This window comes from Candidatus Thiodiazotropha sp. LNASS1, assembly GCF_964212655.1.
In the GTDB taxonomy this organism is placed as follows: domain Bacteria; phylum Pseudomonadota; class Gammaproteobacteria; order Chromatiales; family Chromatiaceae; genus Thiodiazotropha.
In genome coordinates this window covers 4,579,952-4,599,463 of the sequence record NZ_OZ156465.1, presented here as the reverse complement: position 1 = coordinate 4,599,463, position 19,512 = coordinate 4,579,952, and the positions used below count along the sequence as shown (strand labels likewise).

The following is a 19,512-nucleotide window of genomic DNA, read 5'->3' as shown; positions in this document are numbered from 1 at the left end:
TAAATGAGTGCCAATCACCGTTAACAAAACATACTGGATACTGCTCGCTGCAGTGCCTTCAATCCACCCAGACCCGGGCATTGCGAAACAGTCGCAGCCATGGGGCGTCCTCGTCCCAATCATCCGGGTGCCAGGAGTACTGAACCGTACGGGTGACACGCTCCGGATGCGGCATCATAATCGTCACCCGGCCATCCTTGTTACAAAGCCCCGCGACCCCTTCGGGAGAACCGTTTGGATTGGCCGGATAACGGCTAGCCATTTCACCATTGTTTTCGAGATAGCGCATCACCGTGAGTTCACCCGCATCCTGCAGATGCTGCGGGTCGTTGAACTCGGCGCGCCCCTCGGCATGGGCCACAACGATCGGTATTCTGGAACCGCTCATTCCGTTCAAAAGGATGGATGGTGTGTCACAGATCTCTACAGTGACAAGTCGCGCCTCGAACTGTTCGGATCGGTTACGCACGAAATGGGGCCAGTAATCGGCGCCCGGAATCAGTTGATGCAGATTGGAGAGCATCTGACAGCCGTTGCAGACCCCAAGCGCGAAGGTATCCTGGCGGTTGAAAAAGGCTTCGAACTCATCCCTGGCCCGGCTATTGAACAGGGCGGATTTGGCCCAACCCTCTCCCGCGCCCAATACATCCCCATATGAAAAACCGCCGCAGGCCACCAGGCCTCTGAAACCACTCAGGCCGACACGACCCTCGATGATATCCGACATATGCACATCCACACACTCGAACCCGGCGCGGTGGAAGGCCGCCGCCATCTCCAGCTGCCCGTTGACGCCCTGCTCACGCAATATCGCCATTGGCGGCCTGATACCGGTGGCCACCATCGGTGAGGCAATATCTTCATCGGGATCGAAGTTGAGTTTTATCTGGATACCGGGATCCGCCTCAGCGATACGATCATACTCCTCCTGAGCGCAGTCAGGGTTGTCGCGCAATGCCTGCATCTGACGCGTGGTCTCCGACCAGGCCTGTTGTAATTCCACCCTGGTGGCACTCAGCACCTTTTTTCCGGCCCGTGTGAATTCAATCCGGTCATCACCGTTGAGGGTTCCGATCACATGGCTACAGCGTCTCAGCCCATCATCGCTTAACATCTTCAATACTTCATCGGTATCACGGTGAGGCACTTGTATCACCGCCCCCAACTCCTCACTGAAGAGTATGGCAAGGTCATCGTCCCCCAGATCATCGATCTCCACACTCACACCACAACGACCGGCGAATGCCATTTCACAGATTGTTGTGAACAGTCCACCGTCCGAACGGTCATGATAGGCCAATATCAGATCGTTCTGGTTGAGTTCCTGAATCAGTGCGAAAAAGCGTCGCAAGGCATCCGGATCCTCCAGGTCGGCGCCATGGTGGCCAATCTGTTGATAGACCTGGGCCAACGCGGTGGCCCCCAGGCGGTTCTTTCCCTTTCCCAGATCGATCAGAATCAAATCGGAATCCCCGGCATCGCTACGCAACATCGGCGTTTGGGTGGACCTGATATCCATCACCGGGGCAAAGGCGGAGACGATCAGGGAAAGGGGTGCAGTCACCGCAAGCTCCTGGTCGCCCTCATGCCACACCGTCTTCATCGACATAGAGTCCTTACCCACCGGGATGGCGATACCCAAGGCCGGACACAACTCCATACCCACCGCCTTCACCGTTTCATAGAGCTTCGCATCCTCACCGGGATGTCCGGCCGGCGCCATCCAATTGGCAGAGAGCTTGATATCGGAGAGTTTTTCGATTCTCGCCGCCGCTATATTGGTAATCGCTTCACCGATCGCCATGCGTCCGGATGCAGGGGCATCCAGCAGTGCCAGCGGGGTCCTCTCTCCCATCGCCATGGCCTCACCGGTGTAGCCCATCAGCCCGGAGGATGTCACTGCCAGATCAGCAACCGGGACCTGCCAGGGCCCCACCATCTGATCACGATTCACCATGCCGGTGATCGAACGATCGCCGATAGTGATCAGGAAAGTCTTATTGGCCACAGTCGGCAGCTGCAGCACCCTCAGGGCAGCCTGTTTGAGATCGACACCGGAAAAATCGAGCTGTTGTTTTTGAAAGGTCTTGCGTCGCACATCCCGCAGCATGCGCGGTGGTTTACCGAACAGCAGGCTCATCGGAATATCGATGGGATTATTGTCGAAATGGGCATCACCCAAAACCAGATGCTCCTCATCCATCGCCTCGCCGACGATAGCATAGGGGCAGCGTTCACGCTCACAGATCGCCTTGAACTCATCCAGTTTATCCACATCGACGGCCATGACATAGCGTTCCTGGGACTCATTGCACCAGATTTCCATCGGTGACATTCCGGGATCGTCATTTGGCACTGTGCGCAGCTCGAAACGTCCGCCTAATGCGGCGTCGTGAACCAGCTCCGGCAAGGCATTGGAGAGGCCACCGGCACCCACATCGTGGATAAACAGAATCGGATTGGCATCACCCCGCACCCAACAGGCATCGATCACCTCCTGACAGCGACGCTGCATCTCCGGGTTTGAGCGTTGGACGGATGCAAAGTCGAGATCCTCCGCAGAAGTACCGCTGGCCATGCTGGAAGCCGCGCCGCCGCCAAGGCCGATCAGCATGGCCGGGCCCCCGAGGACAACCAAGGGTGATCCGCTGGGAAAGCCACCCTTTTCGATATGTTCGGCGCGGATATTCCCCAAACCACCCGCCAACATGATCGGTTTGTGATATCCACGCAACTCCTCTCCAACCGGCCCGGGCACCCGGGCCTCATATGTGCGGAAATATCCATTCAGGTTCGGGCGGCCGAATTCATTATTGAATGAAGCGGCGCCGATCGGACCCTCCAGCATAATATCCAGGGCGGAAACGATGCGGCCGGGTTTGCCGTAGTCGACCTCCCAAGGCATTTCACCATCGGGAATACGCAGATTGGAGACTGAAAAACCGCACAGGCCCGCCTTCGGCTTGGCGCCCTTTCCAGTCGCGCCCTCGTCACGAATCTCACCCCCGGAACCTGTGGCCGCCCCCGGATCGGGAGAGATCGCCGTTGGGTGGTTGTGGGTCTCCACCTTCATCAGAATGTGGATATCCTCCTGGCCGAAGCTGTAGACATTGGTTTCCGGATCAAGCACGAATCGCTCTGCGCTCGGACCGCTGATGACTGCGGCATTGTCCTTGTACGCCGAAAGGACTTCAGCTGGCGAACTGTCGGTCGTATTGCGAATCATCTCAAACAGAGATCGCTGCTGATGCTCTCCATCGATAATCCAGTCTGCGTTGAATATCTTATGCCTGCAGTGTTCTGAATTGGCCTGGGCAAACATCATCAGTTCCACATCAGTGGGATTACGTTGCAGGGACTGAAAGCTCTCCACCAGATATTCGATCTCGTCATCCGACAGTGCAAGGCCCAACTCCGTATTGGCATTGTGTAATGCCCTCTCCCCACCTCCCAGAATATCCACTTGGATGTAGTGCTTAGGCTCGGCACGATTGAATAGGCAGGTCGCATCCTCAGCATCCGACAGCACAATTTCGGTCATGCGGTCACGCAACTGTTCGGCCGCAATCACATACTGTTTACTGTCAAGCCCCCTTTCATCCAGGGTCAGATAGAATGCCAAGCCGCGTTCCAGGCGTTGTATTTTCTGTAAGCCGCAGTGGTGGGCGATATCGGTGGCCTTGGTAGACCAGGGCGAGAGAGTACCGGGTCGTGGGACCACCAATAAAAGGGTGCCATCATGCCGTATATCAGGCATGGCGGGTCCATAGCTCAACAGATTGTCGAGCACTGCCCTCTCTCTCTCATCGAGGGATTGGTTGACATCGGCAATATGGAGATACTCCGAGACAACACCCGCTTTTCCGTTTAGCAAGCCTGAGAGACGTTGGGCGAGTTTCTGTAGACGAAATTCAGAGAGGGCTGGCGCGCCACGGAGAATCAACATTGGGCCTTTATCCTGCAGGTCGGAAAAAGCACAATGATACTCGAAAAACACCAATTAAGAGAGCACCGTAATCCATGAGTAATATCCTGATAGCCATCTCATTGATCATCCTCCTCGCACTGGGCGTCGCCGCACTCTTTCTCGCCGGCGGCAGTCACAAGTCCTCATCCGCGGAGGATCCCAGCGAAGAAGATTAAGGGCTGTTGAATCCAATCCAATCGGTTATGCAAATTGTTACATTATGATTGGATTGATTTTTCTCAATGAAAGAAAAGTCTGTGGATGGTGAAATAGTGCCAAGTCAGCCGAAACTGCATTGTGACGGCGGCTTATCTCCTCCATCCTCCTTTGGTATAGCCACTTCGGCCTGGTGTCGGAGTGGTTTTTTTTTCGCGATCGCCCTCTCAACTCATGATATTAACGTGGCGACCAAATATGTCGTGTTGATAATACATCACTCATTGACCGTTATCTGCCGTACATCTTGATCGAACGTAACAGGCGCTCGGCAGTGCCGTGCTTAATCTGTTCCCAATCGAATCTCCAATCCCAATTGCCCTCAGTGGTGCCCGGAGTGTTCATCCGGTGAGCCCCATCAAGACCCAGCACATCCTGGAAAGGGATTACCGCCAGATTTGCCCTGGAAGACAGGGCAGCACGAATCAGAGGCCATGGCATGGCCTCACGCGGCTTGCCCAGATAGTCATCGACAAACTCGCGGGTTCCGTCATCAAGCCCCCTATACCAGCCCAGGGTGGTGTCATTGTCGTGGGTTCCGGTATAGACCACCGAGTCGCGGGTGTGGTGGAACGGGAGGTAGGGGTTATCCGCTCCCCCGGAAAAAGCAAACTGCAGGATCTTCATGCCGGGCAGATGATAGGCCTTGCGCAACGCATCCACCTCCGGTGTGATCACGCCCAGATCCTCTGCCACCAGCTCCAGATCCGGCAGATCTGTATAGAGTTGTTCGAACAATCTTTCACCGGGAGCCTCCACCCACCTGCCATTGACCGCCGTCTTTTCCTCTGCCGGTATCTCCCAATAGGCTTCAAATCCCCGAAAATGATCGATACGCAAAAAATCGAACAGGGTTGACTGAGCCCTGAGACGTTCGATCCAGAACGAAAAATCATCCGCTTCCAGCCTTTCCCAGCAATAAAGCGGATTACCCCAGCGCTGCCCGGTATCGGAAAAATAGTCGGGAGGCACACCGGCAACCACCCTGGGATGACCATCCTCGAGCAGATCAAAGAACTCGCGATGGGCCCACACTTCAGCACTATCATGAGCCACGAAGATGGGCAGATCGCCAAATAGCAGTACCCCACGCTCATTGGCATAGTGCTTCAGATTCATCCACTCGGTAAAAAACAGATATTGTTCAAAACGAATAACGTCAATGGTCTCTGTGAAGCGTGCTCTTGACTCTGCAATCGCCTGTGGTTCCCTGTCCCTCAGGGTGGTATGCCATTCCCACCAACAGCCCCCCTCTTCCTGGTGCAATGCCTGGAACAGGACATAATCCTCAAGCCAATGCTTCTGCTCTGCTACAAAGCGTTGGTAATCGTCCCTGTCACCCTTATCGGCGCGCTCCTTAAACCCTTCCCAAGCCAGTTTTATGGCATAGCTTTTCACTGCGTCGGAGAGTACATCCTCGCTTTCGGGTATAGCTTCAAGCCAACCCTTTTGCAGTGGCAGCTCCAGACTTATCAGGCGGGGATTGCCGGCATAGACGGAGCTGCTCTGATAGGGTGAATTGTCATGCATGGTGGGCCCGATCGGCAGAATTTGCCAGACGCTCACTCCCGAGGAGACCAGGAAATCGACGAAATGATAGGCATCTCTGCCCAGATCCCCAACCACACCCGGTCCGGGAAGGGATGTGATATGTAAAAGAATGCCTGCCCGGCGACGGGTCAAAATCTGATGGACTGGCCGAAAATTTTCTTCGGCAACATTATTCATTCACGTATCTCATCACTTCAATCATTTTTCTTCATTACCCCACCCAGGGATGGATTACCACTTCCTACGGCAAAGACTTGAGATAGATAGTCGGGTTTGGGTTCTCCCAGCAGGTCGAAAAGGTAGGAAAGCTGGCTGCGAAACAGCTGTTCGAAATCGCTGACGGTTTCACCTGGATTATAGTCTCCAAACCACCAGAACCAATCAGACCCCTCACAGATCGCTAACTGTTTTTCCAACTCCGCCAACTTTCGCTTGCTGAATTCATTCTGCGCCAACACGCGATCATATACCTTCTTCGCATCCCCCAGCAGATCCCAGGCGCGATTCTTGTCCTTGTCGCCGATCCAGGTAGTGAAGGTGCCGTAAACCCAACTGCCCGCCACCAGTTTCGAGAGTCTGGGAGGCGGCTGCTGTTGACGATCCAGTACCTCAGAGAATGTGGTTAGAGATAACCGGGGATGTTGTGACAGACGTTCGTACATGGCCCGTAGAAAGTAGCATCCATTGTAGGGGTAGTATTCCCAGGCATTCTCCCCGTCCATGATTATCGAGACCACGGCATCAGGATTGTCCTGACAGGCATCGGCGATATTTACAAGATGGTTTATCAAATCCCCCACCGCGTCGTCGGAATGCCACTCACCGTAGGTGAATCCGATCAGATCGGAGAGGCCATCGTCCCGAAAGAACATATTCAGATGGCCTTCCTGGACACAGTAGGCCGAATGCACCCAATTATCGGGAAGGGGCATATCGCCGCCTCCGGCCATCAGGCTGTTACTCAAAACCTGTTGGCCGGTGGCCGCCCATTCAAAGCCCTCCTCCTCCAGCATCTTCAGGGTCGCCTCACTGACTCCACCCTCTGAAGGCCAACACCCTTTAGGCTTAAAGCCGAAATGCTTCTCGAATACCTCGATGCCTTTACGCATATGCCAACGGGCCCGGGATTCACCACCTGGATACTCCTCCAACCCAGGCATGGCAATAGTCGGCAAGGCCTCTTTGGCGGCATTTATATCTGTCAGCAGGGGAATGATCGGGTGGGCGTAGGGTGTTACCGAAAGCTCTACCTGGCCCTGATCCGCCAGTTTTGCGTAACGCTGGGTGAGATTGCTCAAAATCTCCCAGATCAACTCGATCATACGACGCCGGTCGTCCTGGTCGAAACCATGCCCCTTTGCCTGCAAGGACCGTACCCGAATATCGTTCATCCGCTGGCATTCGCCGACCCAGGACAGATGGTACCAGATCAAAAGATCGACCAGATATTGATCATTGAAATAGGCAATCATGGCCTCGTTTTCCAATGCATGCTTGGCCAGCGCCGCCAATTCACTGAAATGCTTGAAACGGCTGATGAGGCGGTTTTCATTGGCCTTGAGACAGGCGGAAATAATTGCCTTGCGGGATACCGTATCCACCGGAAGTCCCGGTCCGGCGAGCGCCGCCAGTAACGGATCGCGAATCAAAGTACCTTTATTCAGCCAGGCCTTGATCTGGGTAGCATAGTCATCGATCTGTTCCAACAAGACAGGGGCAAAATTCACCACCGCCTTGGCATCCGGCGTGTGCTCCAGATGGGCCACCATATCAGAGTAGTCTTTGATGCCGTGCAGATAGACCCAGGGTAACAGGTACTCACTATCATCCGGCCCCTTATAGTAGGGCTGATGCATGTGCCAGCATAAGACAACCTGCAAGCGGTTGTCCGGCTCTAAATCATCTGACATGGTGGATTACCTGGCCTAACATTTCCGGCGTCACCAATACGACACCCTTTTCACTGACATAAAAGCGTTCCGCATCCAGGTCCGGGTCCTCACCGATGACCGTGCCCTCCGGTATATCACAACCACGATCAATCACCGCTTTGCTGATACGGCAGTTGCGTCCGATGTTAACATCCGGCAAAACAACGGTTTCATTCACTTCACTGTAGGAATTGACACGCACATTGGAAAAAAGCAGTGAGTTCGTTACTTTGGCGCCCGATATGACACATCCGCCGGAAACCATGGAATCAACCGCCATGCCTCTACGCTCATCGTCATCAAAAACAAACTTTGCGGGCGGTAACTGCTCCTGATAGGTCCAGATCGGCCAACTCCGGTCATAGAGATTGAGGGGGGGTGTAACGCCAATCAGCTCCAGATTGGCCGTCCAGAACGCATCAATCGTACCCACATCCCGCCAGTAGGCCTGCTTACCGCTGGTGGCATCTCTGAAACGATAGGCCATCACACGGTATTTCTCGATCACTTTGGGTATGATGTCCTTGCCGAAATCGTGGGATGAGTTGGGCGTATCCGCATCTTTTATCAACTGTTCAAACAAGAACTTACGGTTAAACACATAGATTCCCATCGAGGCCAGAGCCTCATTCTCCTTACCTGGAATCGGCTTCGGATTGGCGGGTTTCTCATGGAAATCGACCACCCATCCGTCACTATCCACCGTCATCACACCAAACTCTTTGGCACTCTCCAGATCGACCGTGAGGCAGCCAACGGTCATATCGGCGCCGGATTCCACATGTTCGGCGATCATGGTGCCATAATCCATTTTATAGATGTGGTCTCCCGCCAGGACCAATACATAGTCCGGGTTGTGGCTGCGGAGGATGTCCAGATTTTGGTAGACCGCATCAGCCGTACCCTCGTACCAGCTGCTTTCAATGCGCTGCTGGGCCGGGAGCAATTCCACGAATTCACCAAATTCACCCCGCAGAAAGCCCCAACCACGCTGAATATGCAACAACAGTGAATGGGCTTTGTATTGCGTCAGTACCCCCACCTGGCGAATACCGGAATTGATACAGTTGGAGAGGGGGAAATCGACGATCCTGAACTTCCCTCCGAAGGGTACCGCAGGCTTCGAACGCCATTTAGTCAGGTGCTTGAGTCGGGAACCGCGTCCACCCGCCAGTATCAGGGCAAGCGTATTGCGAGTCAGCCGGCTGACGAAACGCGGACTCTGTTCAGTCATCGATCACTCCTCCATTGCCAAAGCTGGCCAAAAATTACTGCAAATCCTACTCGTGAGTAGCTAGCGCCTGTTAACACTCATCCAATCGGCCCTAGTTTAATTATGTGCCCCGCTCTCAAATGAGAATGAACCTGTTGATGAGACGGAAGTGTTGGTATGTTAACATCATGTCCCCTTCAAGGCGTACCGTTCAAAGCAGGTTTCTTAAAATTTATGATGAGTAAAATTCCAGTGGCGTTGAAACGGATTATTGATGCCCGTCACCATGATCCATTCGAGGTGTTGGGCAGACATGTCCATGGTGACGACTGTCGCATCAGGGTATTCATGCCACAGGCGGAAAAAGTCACTTTGGAGGATGGACAGCACCCTTTCAGGCGTCTTCAAGGCACCGATTTTTTTGAGCTGGAGACAGCGGCTGACAAGGTCGATGAGCACTATCGGCTGGAGTGGCAGGACAAATCAGGGCAGATCCGTAAAACCTACGATCCATACTGTTTTCCACCCCTTTTGCCGGAGTTCGACCTCCACCTATTCAGCGAAGGCAAGCACCGTCATGCCTACCGCTTCTTTGGCGCCCACCCGTATGAAACAGTCGGGATAAGCGGGATACTGTTTGCCGTCTGGGCGCCGAACGCCGCCAGAGTTTCCGTGGTGGGTAATTTCAACCATTGGGACGGACGGGTTCACCCCATGCGATCAAGGGGAGGCTCCGGTGTCTGGGAGCTGTTCATTCCCGAACTGGAGCATGGCAGTTTGTACAAATTCGAAATCCGCACTCAGGACGGACACATTTCACTGCGTACAGACCCCTATGGGAATTTTTTTCAATACCGCCCTGACACAGCGGCCATCGTGGTCTCTGACAGTGACTATGAGTGGGGTGACGGGGAGTGGATAAACAACCGAGCCACTTCCAACTGGCAACAGGAACCGATGTCTATCTATGAGGTCCACCTGGGATCCTGGCGGAGAGACGACCAGGGAGGATTCCTGAACTATCGCGACCTTGCCCACCAACTTACTGACCATGCCAAAAGGATCGGCTTTACCCACATCGAGCTATTGCCCATAACCGAGCACCCCCTGGACGGCTCATGGGGTTACCAGACAACTGGCTACTTCGCCCCTACCAGTCGATTCGGCGCACCCGATGACTTCCGCTATTTCATCGATTACCTGCATCAAAACGGCATCGGCATCATCCTCGACTGGGTCCCCGCCCATTTCCCCCGTGATCGATATGCCCTGGCCAGATTCGATGGCTCTGCACTGTATGAACATGAGGACCCCCGCAAGGGTGAGCACCGGGATTGGGGCACTTTGATCTTTAATTTCGGCCGTAACGAAGTACGAAACTTTCTCATCTCCAGCGCCATCTACTGGCTGGAGGAGTTTCACATCGACGGCTTACGTGTCGATGCGGTTGCCTCCATGCTCTATCTCGATTACTCCCGAGAACCCGGAGACTGGGTGCCCAATCAGTACGGGGGACGGGAGAATCTTGAGGCGGTTGACTTCCTGCGGGAACTCAACAGCGTCACCCATGACTTCCACCCGGGAACATTGATGATCGCGGAGGAGTCCACTGCCTGGCCTCAGGTGTCGCGCCCAACCTGGCTGGGAGGACTGGGTTTCAGCATGAAGTGGAACATGGGTTGGATGCACGATACGCTCTCTTACACCTCTCAGGATCCAATTTACCGCCACTATCACCACGATTTGCTGACCTTCGGGCTTCTCTATGCCTTCACCGAGAATTTCGTGCTGCCCTTCTCTCATGATGAGGTTGTCCACGGCAAAGGCTCGATGATCGACAAAATGCCCGGGGATGATTGGCAAAAATTTGCTAATTTACGTCTTCTCTATACCTATATGTTCACCTACCCCGGGAAAAAGCTCCTGTTCATGGGCAGTGAGTTCGCCCAGGGCCGCGAATGGAACGATAGTGAGGCCCTGGACTGGTTCCTGCAGGAGCACCCTTCCCATAAAGGGATAACCGCACTTCTGACCGATCTCAACAAGCTCTATCGAGAACAGCCGGTACTGCACCAGATTGAATTCGAATATCCCGGTTTCGACTGGATCGATTGTCATGACAGCTCACAGTCGATTCTCAGCTATGTGAGAAAAGATCGGGACGGTAATGAAATACTGATCATCCTGAATTTCACTCCGGTACCGCGCGAGAACTATCGGATAGGCGTCAACTACCCCGGAAACTATTCGGAGATCTTCAATTCCGATTCTGAATTTTACGGGGGCAGCAACATGGGCAACGGCAGCGGATTGATCTCCGAGGATATCCCCTGGATGGGACGCAGCCAGTCGATAGCATTGACCCTGCCGCCTCTGGGGGCGATCCTGTTACACAAGCAAGAGGGTTGAAGCAAAACACCTCGACATTGAAATGAAACAGACTGACTAGCGTTTTCTATGTCGATGGAAGTATGTAATCAACCCCTGAGTGGAGCTGTCGTGCCGGGAGGACTGCTGTTCGTCCAACAGCTCAGGTAAAATCACGCCAGCCAGCTGTTTCCCCAATTCCACCCCCCATTGATCAAAGGAGTTGATCCGCCAGATGACGCCCTGGATGAAGATCTTGTGTTCATACAAAGCGATTAGTGATCCCAGTCGTGATGGGGTCATCTTATCCACAAGCAGGGTATTTGAGGGTCTATTTCCGGGAAAGATCCGATGAGGCAGAAGATCCACGATCTGCTCAGGATCCAGACCTGCCTGTTCCATCTCCTCCCGCGCTTCGGTACGTGTCTTACCAAGCATCAATGCCTCAGTCTGCGCCAGACAGTTGGCAAACAGTTTCTCGTGATGATCCCCTGTCTCGTTATGGCTGTTGACCGGAATAATGAAATCGCAGGGAATGAGCTGCGTTCCCTGATGGATGAGTTGGTAGTAGGCATGTTGCCCGTCGGTACCGGCCGTACCCCATACAACAGGACCGGTAGGATAATCGACAGGCCGTCCGAAGCGGGTGACGCGCTTACCGTTGCTCTCCATATCCGCTTGTTGCAAATAGTCAGGCAGATACCTCAGGTACTGGTCATAAGGGAGAATCGCATGAGTACGCGTTTTGGCAAAATCGAGATACCAGATACCCAACAGCGCCATGATGACCGGCATGTTTTCAGAGAGATCGGCATGCAGGAAATGTTGGTCCATTTCATGGGCGCCTTCCAGCAGTTCAAAAAAATTCTGCATGCCGATTGCAATTGCGATGGGCAGGCCAATCGCTGACCAGAGTGAATAGCGTCCGCCAACCCAATCCCAGAATTCAAACATATTGGCGGTATCTATACCGAATCGAGATACCTCCTCAGCATTCGTCGAAACAGCAACGAAATGGCGAGCCACGGCCGCTTCATCATGAAGTTCATCCAACAACCATTTTCGAGCAGTTACCGCATTGGTCAAAGTCTCTTGTGTAGTAAAGGTTTTTGACGCAATGATAAACAGCGTGGTTTCCGGGTCCAGCGCACTAACGGTATCAACGATATGGGTACCGTCCACATTTGAAACGAAATGCATCCTCAGATCTGGTTTCTGATAAGGTTTGAGCGCTTCACAGACCATCAGTGGTCCCAGGTTGGAGCCGCCGATGCCGATATTGACCACATCGCTAATCGGCTTTCCTGTATAGCCTTTCCAATCACCGCAGCGCACCGATTCGGAAAATGCCTCCATTCTCTGCAGTACGGCATTGACAGATGGCATCACATCCTCACCGTCGAACCAGATGGGTTGGTTGGAACGGTTCCGCAAGGCCACATGCAGCACCGCTCTATTCTCGGTGATATTCAACCGTTCGCCGGAAAACATGCGGCGGCGCCAACCGTCAACATCGACAGCCTGCGCCAACTCCAGCAGAAGATTCATCGATCTTGCGTTAATCCGGTTCTTTGAATAATCGAGCATGATCCCGCATTGCCGAATAGACATCTGCTCAACTCTCTCCGGCCCCTGTTGAAACAGGTCACGCATCTGGAGTGGCTCGACCTCGGCCCAGTGCTTTTCGAGGGCCATCCATTCGTCTGTCTGATTTATCTCGGTCATGATCTAAATGCGTTATATATTTGAATATTAGTTCCAGTTTTTATACAAAAGGCGGCAGGTATAGCAAGATACCATATGACGTATCGTAAAGCTGTGAAGGTAAATGATAAAATAGCGCAACAAAACGACTGTCGATGCAGAATCTGCCGATTTAAGCGCATGCCTGTCAACAGCCCCAAAAAAATAAGGACAATAAAAGGCCATGAAAATCCTCTTTGCCAGCAGTGAAGCCACACCGTTAATCAAAACAGGTGGCTTGGCTGATGTTGCAGGTAGCTTGCCTGCCGCACTTAATAACATAGGCCAGGATTGTCGCCTGATTCTCCCTGGTTATCCAGATGTGCTGGAAAAAGCGGACAATCTACAAAGCCTGGCACAACTGGAAATTACTGGCGAAACTTCGCCGGTCCGACTATTACAGGGGAGCTGCGGTCCTCACAGGGTACCGCTGTATGTGATCGACGCTCCCCACCGGTTCAACCGTGCAGGTAATCCCTATCTATCCCCCGAGGGTATGAACTGGCCCGATAATGCGGAACGTTTCAGCCTCTTCTGTCATGCGGTGGCAGAGTTGGCCCTGAACCGGATAGATCACGACTGGCAACCCGATGTTGTACATGCGAATGACTGGCAGACCGGTCTCATCGCACCATTGCTCTCCACACAGGAAAATCGACCCGCAACCCTGTTTACAATCCATAATCTGGCCTATCAGGGCCTCTTCGATCATGCCACCTTTCTGCGCCTCGGGCTCCCGGATGAACTTTGGTCATACCATCATCTGGAGTTTCATGACCAGCTCTCATTTATCAAAGGGGGAATCGCACTCTCAGACCGGGTAAACACGGTCAGCCCCAGCTATGCAGCAGAGATAAAGACAGCCGAGTTCGGTTATGGTCTTGAGGGACTGCTGAACCATCGAAAAGACCATTTCAGCGGGGTTCTCAATGGGATCGATTACCACGAGTGGGATCCGCTTAACGACCGGCATATCGACACCCCCTACTCCGCTGAATGCTTTGCCGACAAACGCAACAATAAACTGGCATTGCAACAGGAATACGGACTTCCCGAGGATGAGAATATCCAACTATTCGGTTATATCGGCCGATTGGTTGATCAGAAGGGTGTCGACCTGATTCTCCAGGTTTTGCCCGGCATTATGGATGCCGGGGCTCAAATGGTCATGCTGGGTTCGGGCAACAAAGATCTTGAGCACGCACTGGAGAAAATCAGCAACCGCTATCACAGCCGTGTCGGGGTATTTATCGGATATGATGAAGGCCTGTCACACCGTATCGAGGCAGGGTGCGATTCATTCATCATGCCCTCCCGCTTCGAACCCTGCGGATTGAATCAGATGTACAGCTTGAGATACGGTACTGTCCCCATCGTTCGCCGCACTGGCGGTCTCGCCGATACTGTGGTTGACGTCAATTCAACAACCCTCGTAAATGGCAGCGCAACAGGCTTCGTCTTCGACGATGCAGATGGCAGCAGCTTGTGGGGAGCCGTGGAACATGCAATCAATTTCTATCGACGCTCGGCCACAGACTGGGAAATTCTTGCCAGAACAGGGATGCAGCAAGATTTCAGTTGGGAGGCCAGCGCTCAACACTATCTGGAACTTTACCAGACGGCCATTGATGAGCCTGGCCTCTAGACTAATCCAACCGGGTGTCGGCAATTTCCGCAATTACCTCATGGGGTGGCAAACACCTCAATCTCTGCGAGCCCCACGTTAAGTGTTGCAGGGCTGACCTGGTCTACAGTCAATCGCAGGCTGGATACACTTCGGGGTGTTATAAAAATCTCAGTTGCACCACCGCTGTTATCAAGGCTACCAACAGCAACTGTCGATCCGTCGCTAAAGGCCAATGTGCCTGACACTATCTGGTCATTTCCGTTAGGCCGATCATAGAGCAGGATACGATCCACGGTTTGCGCACTACTCCATGCCAACTCTATCCACGCACCGGCGCCCTCGCCAGTGGTCGCCCATTCCCGGGTATGATCGTTCGGATACCCCGAGGGGACGGTATCAACTGCTTTAACGGCGGTCTGGCTGGTTGATGTATTCTGCGATGACGCCGTAACAGACGCAGTCGGCGCAACATTGATGTTTTGCAGTGAAGTCACCGTGATATTCACAGTGTCAGGCAGACTGCTATCGATAGCATCATCCACCACCAGTTCAAACACCAGCACTTCGCTCTGGGTCAGGCCTGACGGTGCGACAAAACTGGGGCTCACTGTCGTACTGCCGGAAAGGGTGACTGGTATACCGGATACCTGAACCCACTGATAATTGATCGGATCGCCATTCGGGTCACTGCTGTCGGATCCATCGAGATTAACTAAATCACCTTCCAATACAGACTGATCCGGACCAGCGTCTGCAGTAGGTCTTAGGTTAACACCATCATCACGAGTGCCGTATACCTCGATTTCTGCCAGTCCGATATTAGTACTGGCGGAACCGGTTTGCCCCACCGTCAATCGCATGCTCGTCACAGTGCGAGGAGCAAACACGACCTCAGTCATACCGCCTGCGTTATCGAGTGCCCCCACAGCCGCAGTAGATCCATCGCTGAAGCTCAAGAGCGCGGACTGGATATGATCCGCCCCGTTCGGTCTGTCGTAGAGGACGACCCGGTCGATGGTATAGGCATCACTCCAGTTCAGATCGAGCCATGCTCCAGCGCCTTCACCCACAGTCGCCCATTCACGAGTGTGATCCACAGGATAACCAGTCGCAACACCATCAATCGCCTTTACAGCGGTTTGTGTGGTCGATGTGTTTTCAGAGGATGCCGAAACGATCGCACTCGCAGCAATATTGCTATATTGATTGCTTGATACCGTAATGGTTACGGAATCTGCACTACTCACCAAACTACCGTCATCAACAACCAGTTCGAAAACCAATTGTTCATTCTGCAGAAGGCCGGTTGGTGCAGTGAACGTTGGATTGATCAGCGTGTTATCCGATAAAAGCACATTGCTGCCTGACACCTGCGTCCACAGGTAATTCAACGGATCGTTATTGGGATCACTGCTCCCCGACCCGTCCAATTGGACAGATACGCCTTCCAGTACGATCTGATCCTGGCCGGCATCCGCCGATGGCGGCAGGTTGACGCCCGTACCCAGTGAACCAAACACCTCTATTTCCGCCAGTCCCACATTTATAGTGGATCCGCCCACCTGGTCTACAGTCATCCTCAAGCTATTGATATATTTTGCCGGGAACGAATAGGCCGTTGCCAAACCATCATTATCCAACGGACCGACAGTCAGCGTTGAACCATCACTGAAACTGAGAGTCGCTGAGCTGATTTGATCTGCCGAGTTTGGTCGGTCATATAACACGATCCGATTGACTGCATAGACCTGATCCCAGGTTAACTCGATCCATGCACCTGTTCCTTCCCCTGAAGAGGCCCATTCACGGGTGTAGTCAATGGGCCATCCTGTAGCTATACCATCGATTGCCTTCTGTGCAGTTTGAGTTGAACCGGCATTTTCTGACGATGCGGTAACGCTGCTGGCAATCGGCGCAATGTTTTGATCCAGGGTTTGTACTGTCACTTCAACATGATCCGGAATAGTGGAATAGTTGCTGTTAGACACCACCAGTCGGAAACGCAAAACGGTATCTTCCTGCAATCCGCTCGGCGCAGTAAAAAACGGGGTTTCCGAAGTCGGATCGGACAAAGTGACGCCGGGTCCGGATAGCTGTGACCACTGATAGGCGAGCTGTGCACCATCTATATCAAAACTGCCACTGGCATCGAGTTGGACTGTCTCACCCATCGCCACTGCAATGCTTGGCCCGGCATCCACAACCGGAGGAGTATTGGCCGTTAAAGGATTCTCAATCCAAAAAATCTCATCTTTATGAATGAATTTACCGAGAAACCCTTGTATACCACCTTGCGTATCATGCGAAGCGATGGCGTTGATCTTCAGATTGTTTGACAGCAATGTGTCCTGCATTGATAAAGGCACATTTAGGCTCTCTCTGTCAGCCCAGTCCAATGCAGTTTGATTCAAATCAGGAATCTCGACATGAAACGTGGTCGGATCCAGGGGCTCTGGCCAGATAGACGGTTGCGATGACCAAACTACGGTCTTGTGTAGACTTGGTGTATAGCTAGGATCCGCGTCAAAGACATTCTGCAGTCCCAACAGGATCAACTCATAGGTTGTGGAGTGATCTGTATGATTATCGAATTCCGATGTAGTGAATATGTGATCCGGTCGATATGTGTCGATTATGCTCGTTAAATCACTGATGATATTGAAGCGGTTGTAGTTGGCGGGACTGCCGAATTGAAAAGTATGGTAGTCCGTTCCGCCCAGCCCTCTGTTTCCATAGGTTGTGGATTGACCGAAGGCGGTCGTGTAGACATCGGTTTCATCCGGATAAAACCGGTAGATCACGTCGAGACTGCCGTCGGGATAGCCAAGAAAAATCAGATCGCTTTCTGTTGTCCCCAGAAATCCGACCTGTGCATCAACCGCCTCTGATTGTCTGACCAATCCTTGAGCGATACCAGATATATCGCCATTAGTCACATAGACGACTGTGACCTGTTCACCACGATCCACCGCATCGGCTATGACACCTGAAGCAGTGATAATGTCATCGTCAGGATGGGGAGCGACAACCAGGATGGAAGCCATGCCCATTTGCGGAAGCGATAAGATGACCAGCAAAAAATATGCAGTGCATAATTTACGTGCAGTGAATACAGTCATTTAAAGATCCTCCTAAGAACCTTTTTTAAGACGAATTCAAAACTCACTATTTATGCGTGCATGCATGCAGGTCTATTGCCTACTGCATCTAAATTTTGCAATTACTATGCCATTTGGTTTTTATGTCAGGATTATCAATGCGTTGTTAGAAAGGGCATCCAACCGCCATATATGAAATGCAAACAATTGTAAAAAAGTCCGACGATTATCGATAAGTGTATGATTCAACCATCACTGCAGCGATATTCGAACCGCTTTTTGGGGTGCGATGTAATTGTTGGTAGTGCCGATTGGGAAAACCAGGCTTTCCGGCGATATACAGCTGAGTCTGTTTTGATGGCGCTATACTACGCAGCCACTCAGCGCGCCAGATGATTCGGAGAGCAATCGGTGGTGGTTTGTGTAATAAGGCCCTAAGCAGCCTGAATAGGTATAGCGTCGCCAGTACCGGTTACCCTGTTCTCTTCATCGAGATAGACCAGGGTGGGTTTAAATGTGGACATCTCATCGCTATCCAGGCCGGCATAGGCGCAGATAATGACTCGATCTCCCGGTTCGGCCTTGTGTGCCGCCGCACCATTGACGGAAATCACGCGCGATCCCGCCTCCGCAAGTATGGCGTAAGTTGTAAAACGTTCGCCATTGGTCACGTTATAGATCTGGATCTGTTCGTACTCATGGATACCCGCCATCTTCATCAAATCGGCATCAATGGCACACGAGCCTTCATAATCAAGCTCGGAGTGAGTCACACATGCTCGATGTAGCTTGCACTTAAGTACTGTCAGCTGCATGGATTTCGTGCCCTATTTTGGATGAATGTCTATGTTAACCATTGTCCCGATTCAGATCGACCCGAGGCTACCCGAACAAGGGAACGGCCAATTATCCGCAATCTTGCCCCACCTATCAATAAAAATATGTTGCTATGCAGCATTTAGATTATCTATCAGTCGTGTAGTTCCCATATATGCAGCCGCCAGAATCACCAAGTTCAGCTCATCCCGGGCGGGGATCGTCAGATCCTGTGCCTGGCGAATAGTGAAATAATCCGGCCGAAAACCTGCAGATCGCAGCAGATCGAGACCATTTTCCTCCAGAAGACCGTAATTTCGTTCACCATCCCTCAATAACTTTGCAGTTTTCTTGAGGATTTCGAAGAGTTGCGGCGCCTGCTTCCTCTCATCCGCTGAAAGATAGCTGTTGCGGGAGCTCTTGGCCAGTCCATCCGCCTCTCTGACAGTCGGCAATCCTAGGATTTCGACAGGTATCGCCAAGTCGGCAACCATACGCCGGATCACCATCAATTGTTGATAATCCTTCTCCCCAAACACCGCTATATCCGGTTGTACGTAGTTGAAGAGTTTGCAAACGACTGTAGAGACGCCGACAAAATGGCCTGGACGGCTGGCACCACAAAGGATATCGGAGATTTCGGGCACCTCCACCCGGGTTTGCGCCTGGTTCCCCTGGGGATAGATGGTTGTCGCCGATGGGGCAAAAAGCAGATCCACACCGGCCTCTTCAAGTTTGCCCTGATCCTGTTCCATGGTGCGAGGGTAACTTTCATAATCTTCGCCCTCACCAAACTGCATTGGATTGACAAAAATGCTCACCACACTTCGATCACAGCGGTTTCCGGCCACTTCAACCAGCGCCAGATGCCCCTCATGCAGATTTCCCATGGTTGGCACAAATCCGATTTTCTTGCTGGCCCTGCGCCAGCTTCCAATGCGTTTGCGCAATGCTTCAACGTCGGTAATCGTCTCCATCCCGCG

General features: G+C 52.6%; 11 protein-coding genes. 3 read left to right on the top strand and 8 right to left on the bottom strand.

Annotation, left to right across the window (positions count from 1 at the left end; all coding sequences use genetic code 11):
• Nucleotides 1-58: 58 nt before the first annotated feature.
• The gene (gene purL / locus AB8516_RS20505) at nt 59-3,946 is read right to left on the bottom strand and encodes a phosphoribosylformylglycinamidine synthase (RefSeq protein ID WP_369163037.1); all 3,888 of its coding nucleotides are present in this window, start codon (nt 3,944-3,946) and stop codon (nt 59-61) included.
• Between the two features lie 74 nt (nt 3,947-4,020).
• On the opposite strand from purL, the gene AB8516_RS20500 reads away from it, so the two are divergent.
• Nucleotides 4,021-4,143 (top strand): single-stranded DNA-binding protein, encoded by a 123-nt coding sequence (locus AB8516_RS20500; protein ID WP_108290915.1) that lies wholly within the window; start codon nt 4,021-4,023, stop codon nt 4,141-4,143.
• A 271-nt stretch (nt 4,144-4,414) separates the two neighbouring features.
• Here the strand turns inward: AB8516_RS20500 and malQ are convergent, their stop codons facing one another.
• Genes malQ through glgC form a run of 3 tightly spaced genes read right to left on the bottom strand, consistent with a single transcriptional unit; the run spans nt 4,415 to nt 8,899 of the window.
• Nucleotides 4,415-5,911, bottom strand: coding sequence for a 4-alpha-glucanotransferase (gene malQ, locus AB8516_RS20495; RefSeq protein ID WP_369163035.1), 1,497 nt, complete (start codon nt 5,909-5,911; stop codon nt 4,415-4,417).
• A 17-nt stretch (nt 5,912-5,928) separates the two neighbouring features.
• The gene (locus AB8516_RS20490; RefSeq protein ID WP_369163034.1) at nt 5,929-7,644 is read right to left on the bottom strand and encodes a glycoside hydrolase; all 1,716 of its coding nucleotides are present in this window, start codon (nt 7,642-7,644) and stop codon (nt 5,929-5,931) included.
• Nucleotides 7,634-8,899, bottom strand: coding sequence for a glucose-1-phosphate adenylyltransferase (gene glgC / locus AB8516_RS20485; protein ID WP_369163032.1), 1,266 nt, complete (start codon nt 8,897-8,899; stop codon nt 7,634-7,636). The genes AB8516_RS20490 and glgC overlap by 11 nt, the downstream gene beginning before the upstream one ends.
• A 213-nt stretch (nt 8,900-9,112) precedes the next feature.
• On the opposite strand from glgC, the gene glgB reads away from it, so the two are divergent.
• Complete coding sequence (gene glgB, locus AB8516_RS20480) at nt 9,113-11,287, top strand: 1,4-alpha-glucan branching protein GlgB (protein ID WP_369163030.1); 2,175 nt, start codon at nt 9,113-9,115, stop codon at nt 11,285-11,287.
• A 36-nt stretch (nt 11,288-11,323) separates the two neighbouring features.
• Here the strand turns inward: glgB and pgi are convergent, their stop codons facing one another.
• Nucleotides 11,324-12,970, bottom strand: coding sequence for a glucose-6-phosphate isomerase (gene pgi, locus AB8516_RS20475; protein ID WP_369163028.1), 1,647 nt, complete (start codon nt 12,968-12,970; stop codon nt 11,324-11,326).
• A gap of 202 nt (nt 12,971-13,172) precedes the next feature.
• Between pgi and glgA the strand changes: the two genes are divergently transcribed.
• Entirely contained in the window at nt 13,173-14,633 is a 1,461-nt protein-coding gene (gene glgA, locus AB8516_RS20470; protein WP_369163027.1) for a glycogen synthase GlgA, read from the top strand.
• A 38-nt stretch (nt 14,634-14,671) separates the two neighbouring features.
• Here glgA and AB8516_RS20465 read toward each other — a convergent pair whose 3' ends face one another.
• The 3 genes from AB8516_RS20465 to panC form a co-directional block, all read right to left on the bottom strand.
• Nucleotides 14,672-17,734, bottom strand: coding sequence for a PKD domain-containing protein (locus tag AB8516_RS20465; protein ID WP_369163026.1), 3,063 nt, complete (start codon nt 17,732-17,734; stop codon nt 14,672-14,674).
• Between the two features lie 413 nt (nt 17,735-18,147).
• Complete coding sequence (gene panD, locus AB8516_RS20460; RefSeq protein WP_069121574.1) at nt 18,148-18,528, bottom strand: aspartate 1-decarboxylase; 381 nt, start codon at nt 18,526-18,528, stop codon at nt 18,148-18,150.
• Between the two features lie 132 nt (nt 18,529-18,660).
• A complete protein-coding gene (gene panC, locus AB8516_RS20455) occupies nt 18,661-19,506 on the bottom strand; it encodes a pantoate--beta-alanine ligase (RefSeq protein WP_369163024.1) in 846 nt (281 codons plus the stop codon).
• Between the last annotated feature and the right edge of the window lie 6 nt (nt 19,507-19,512).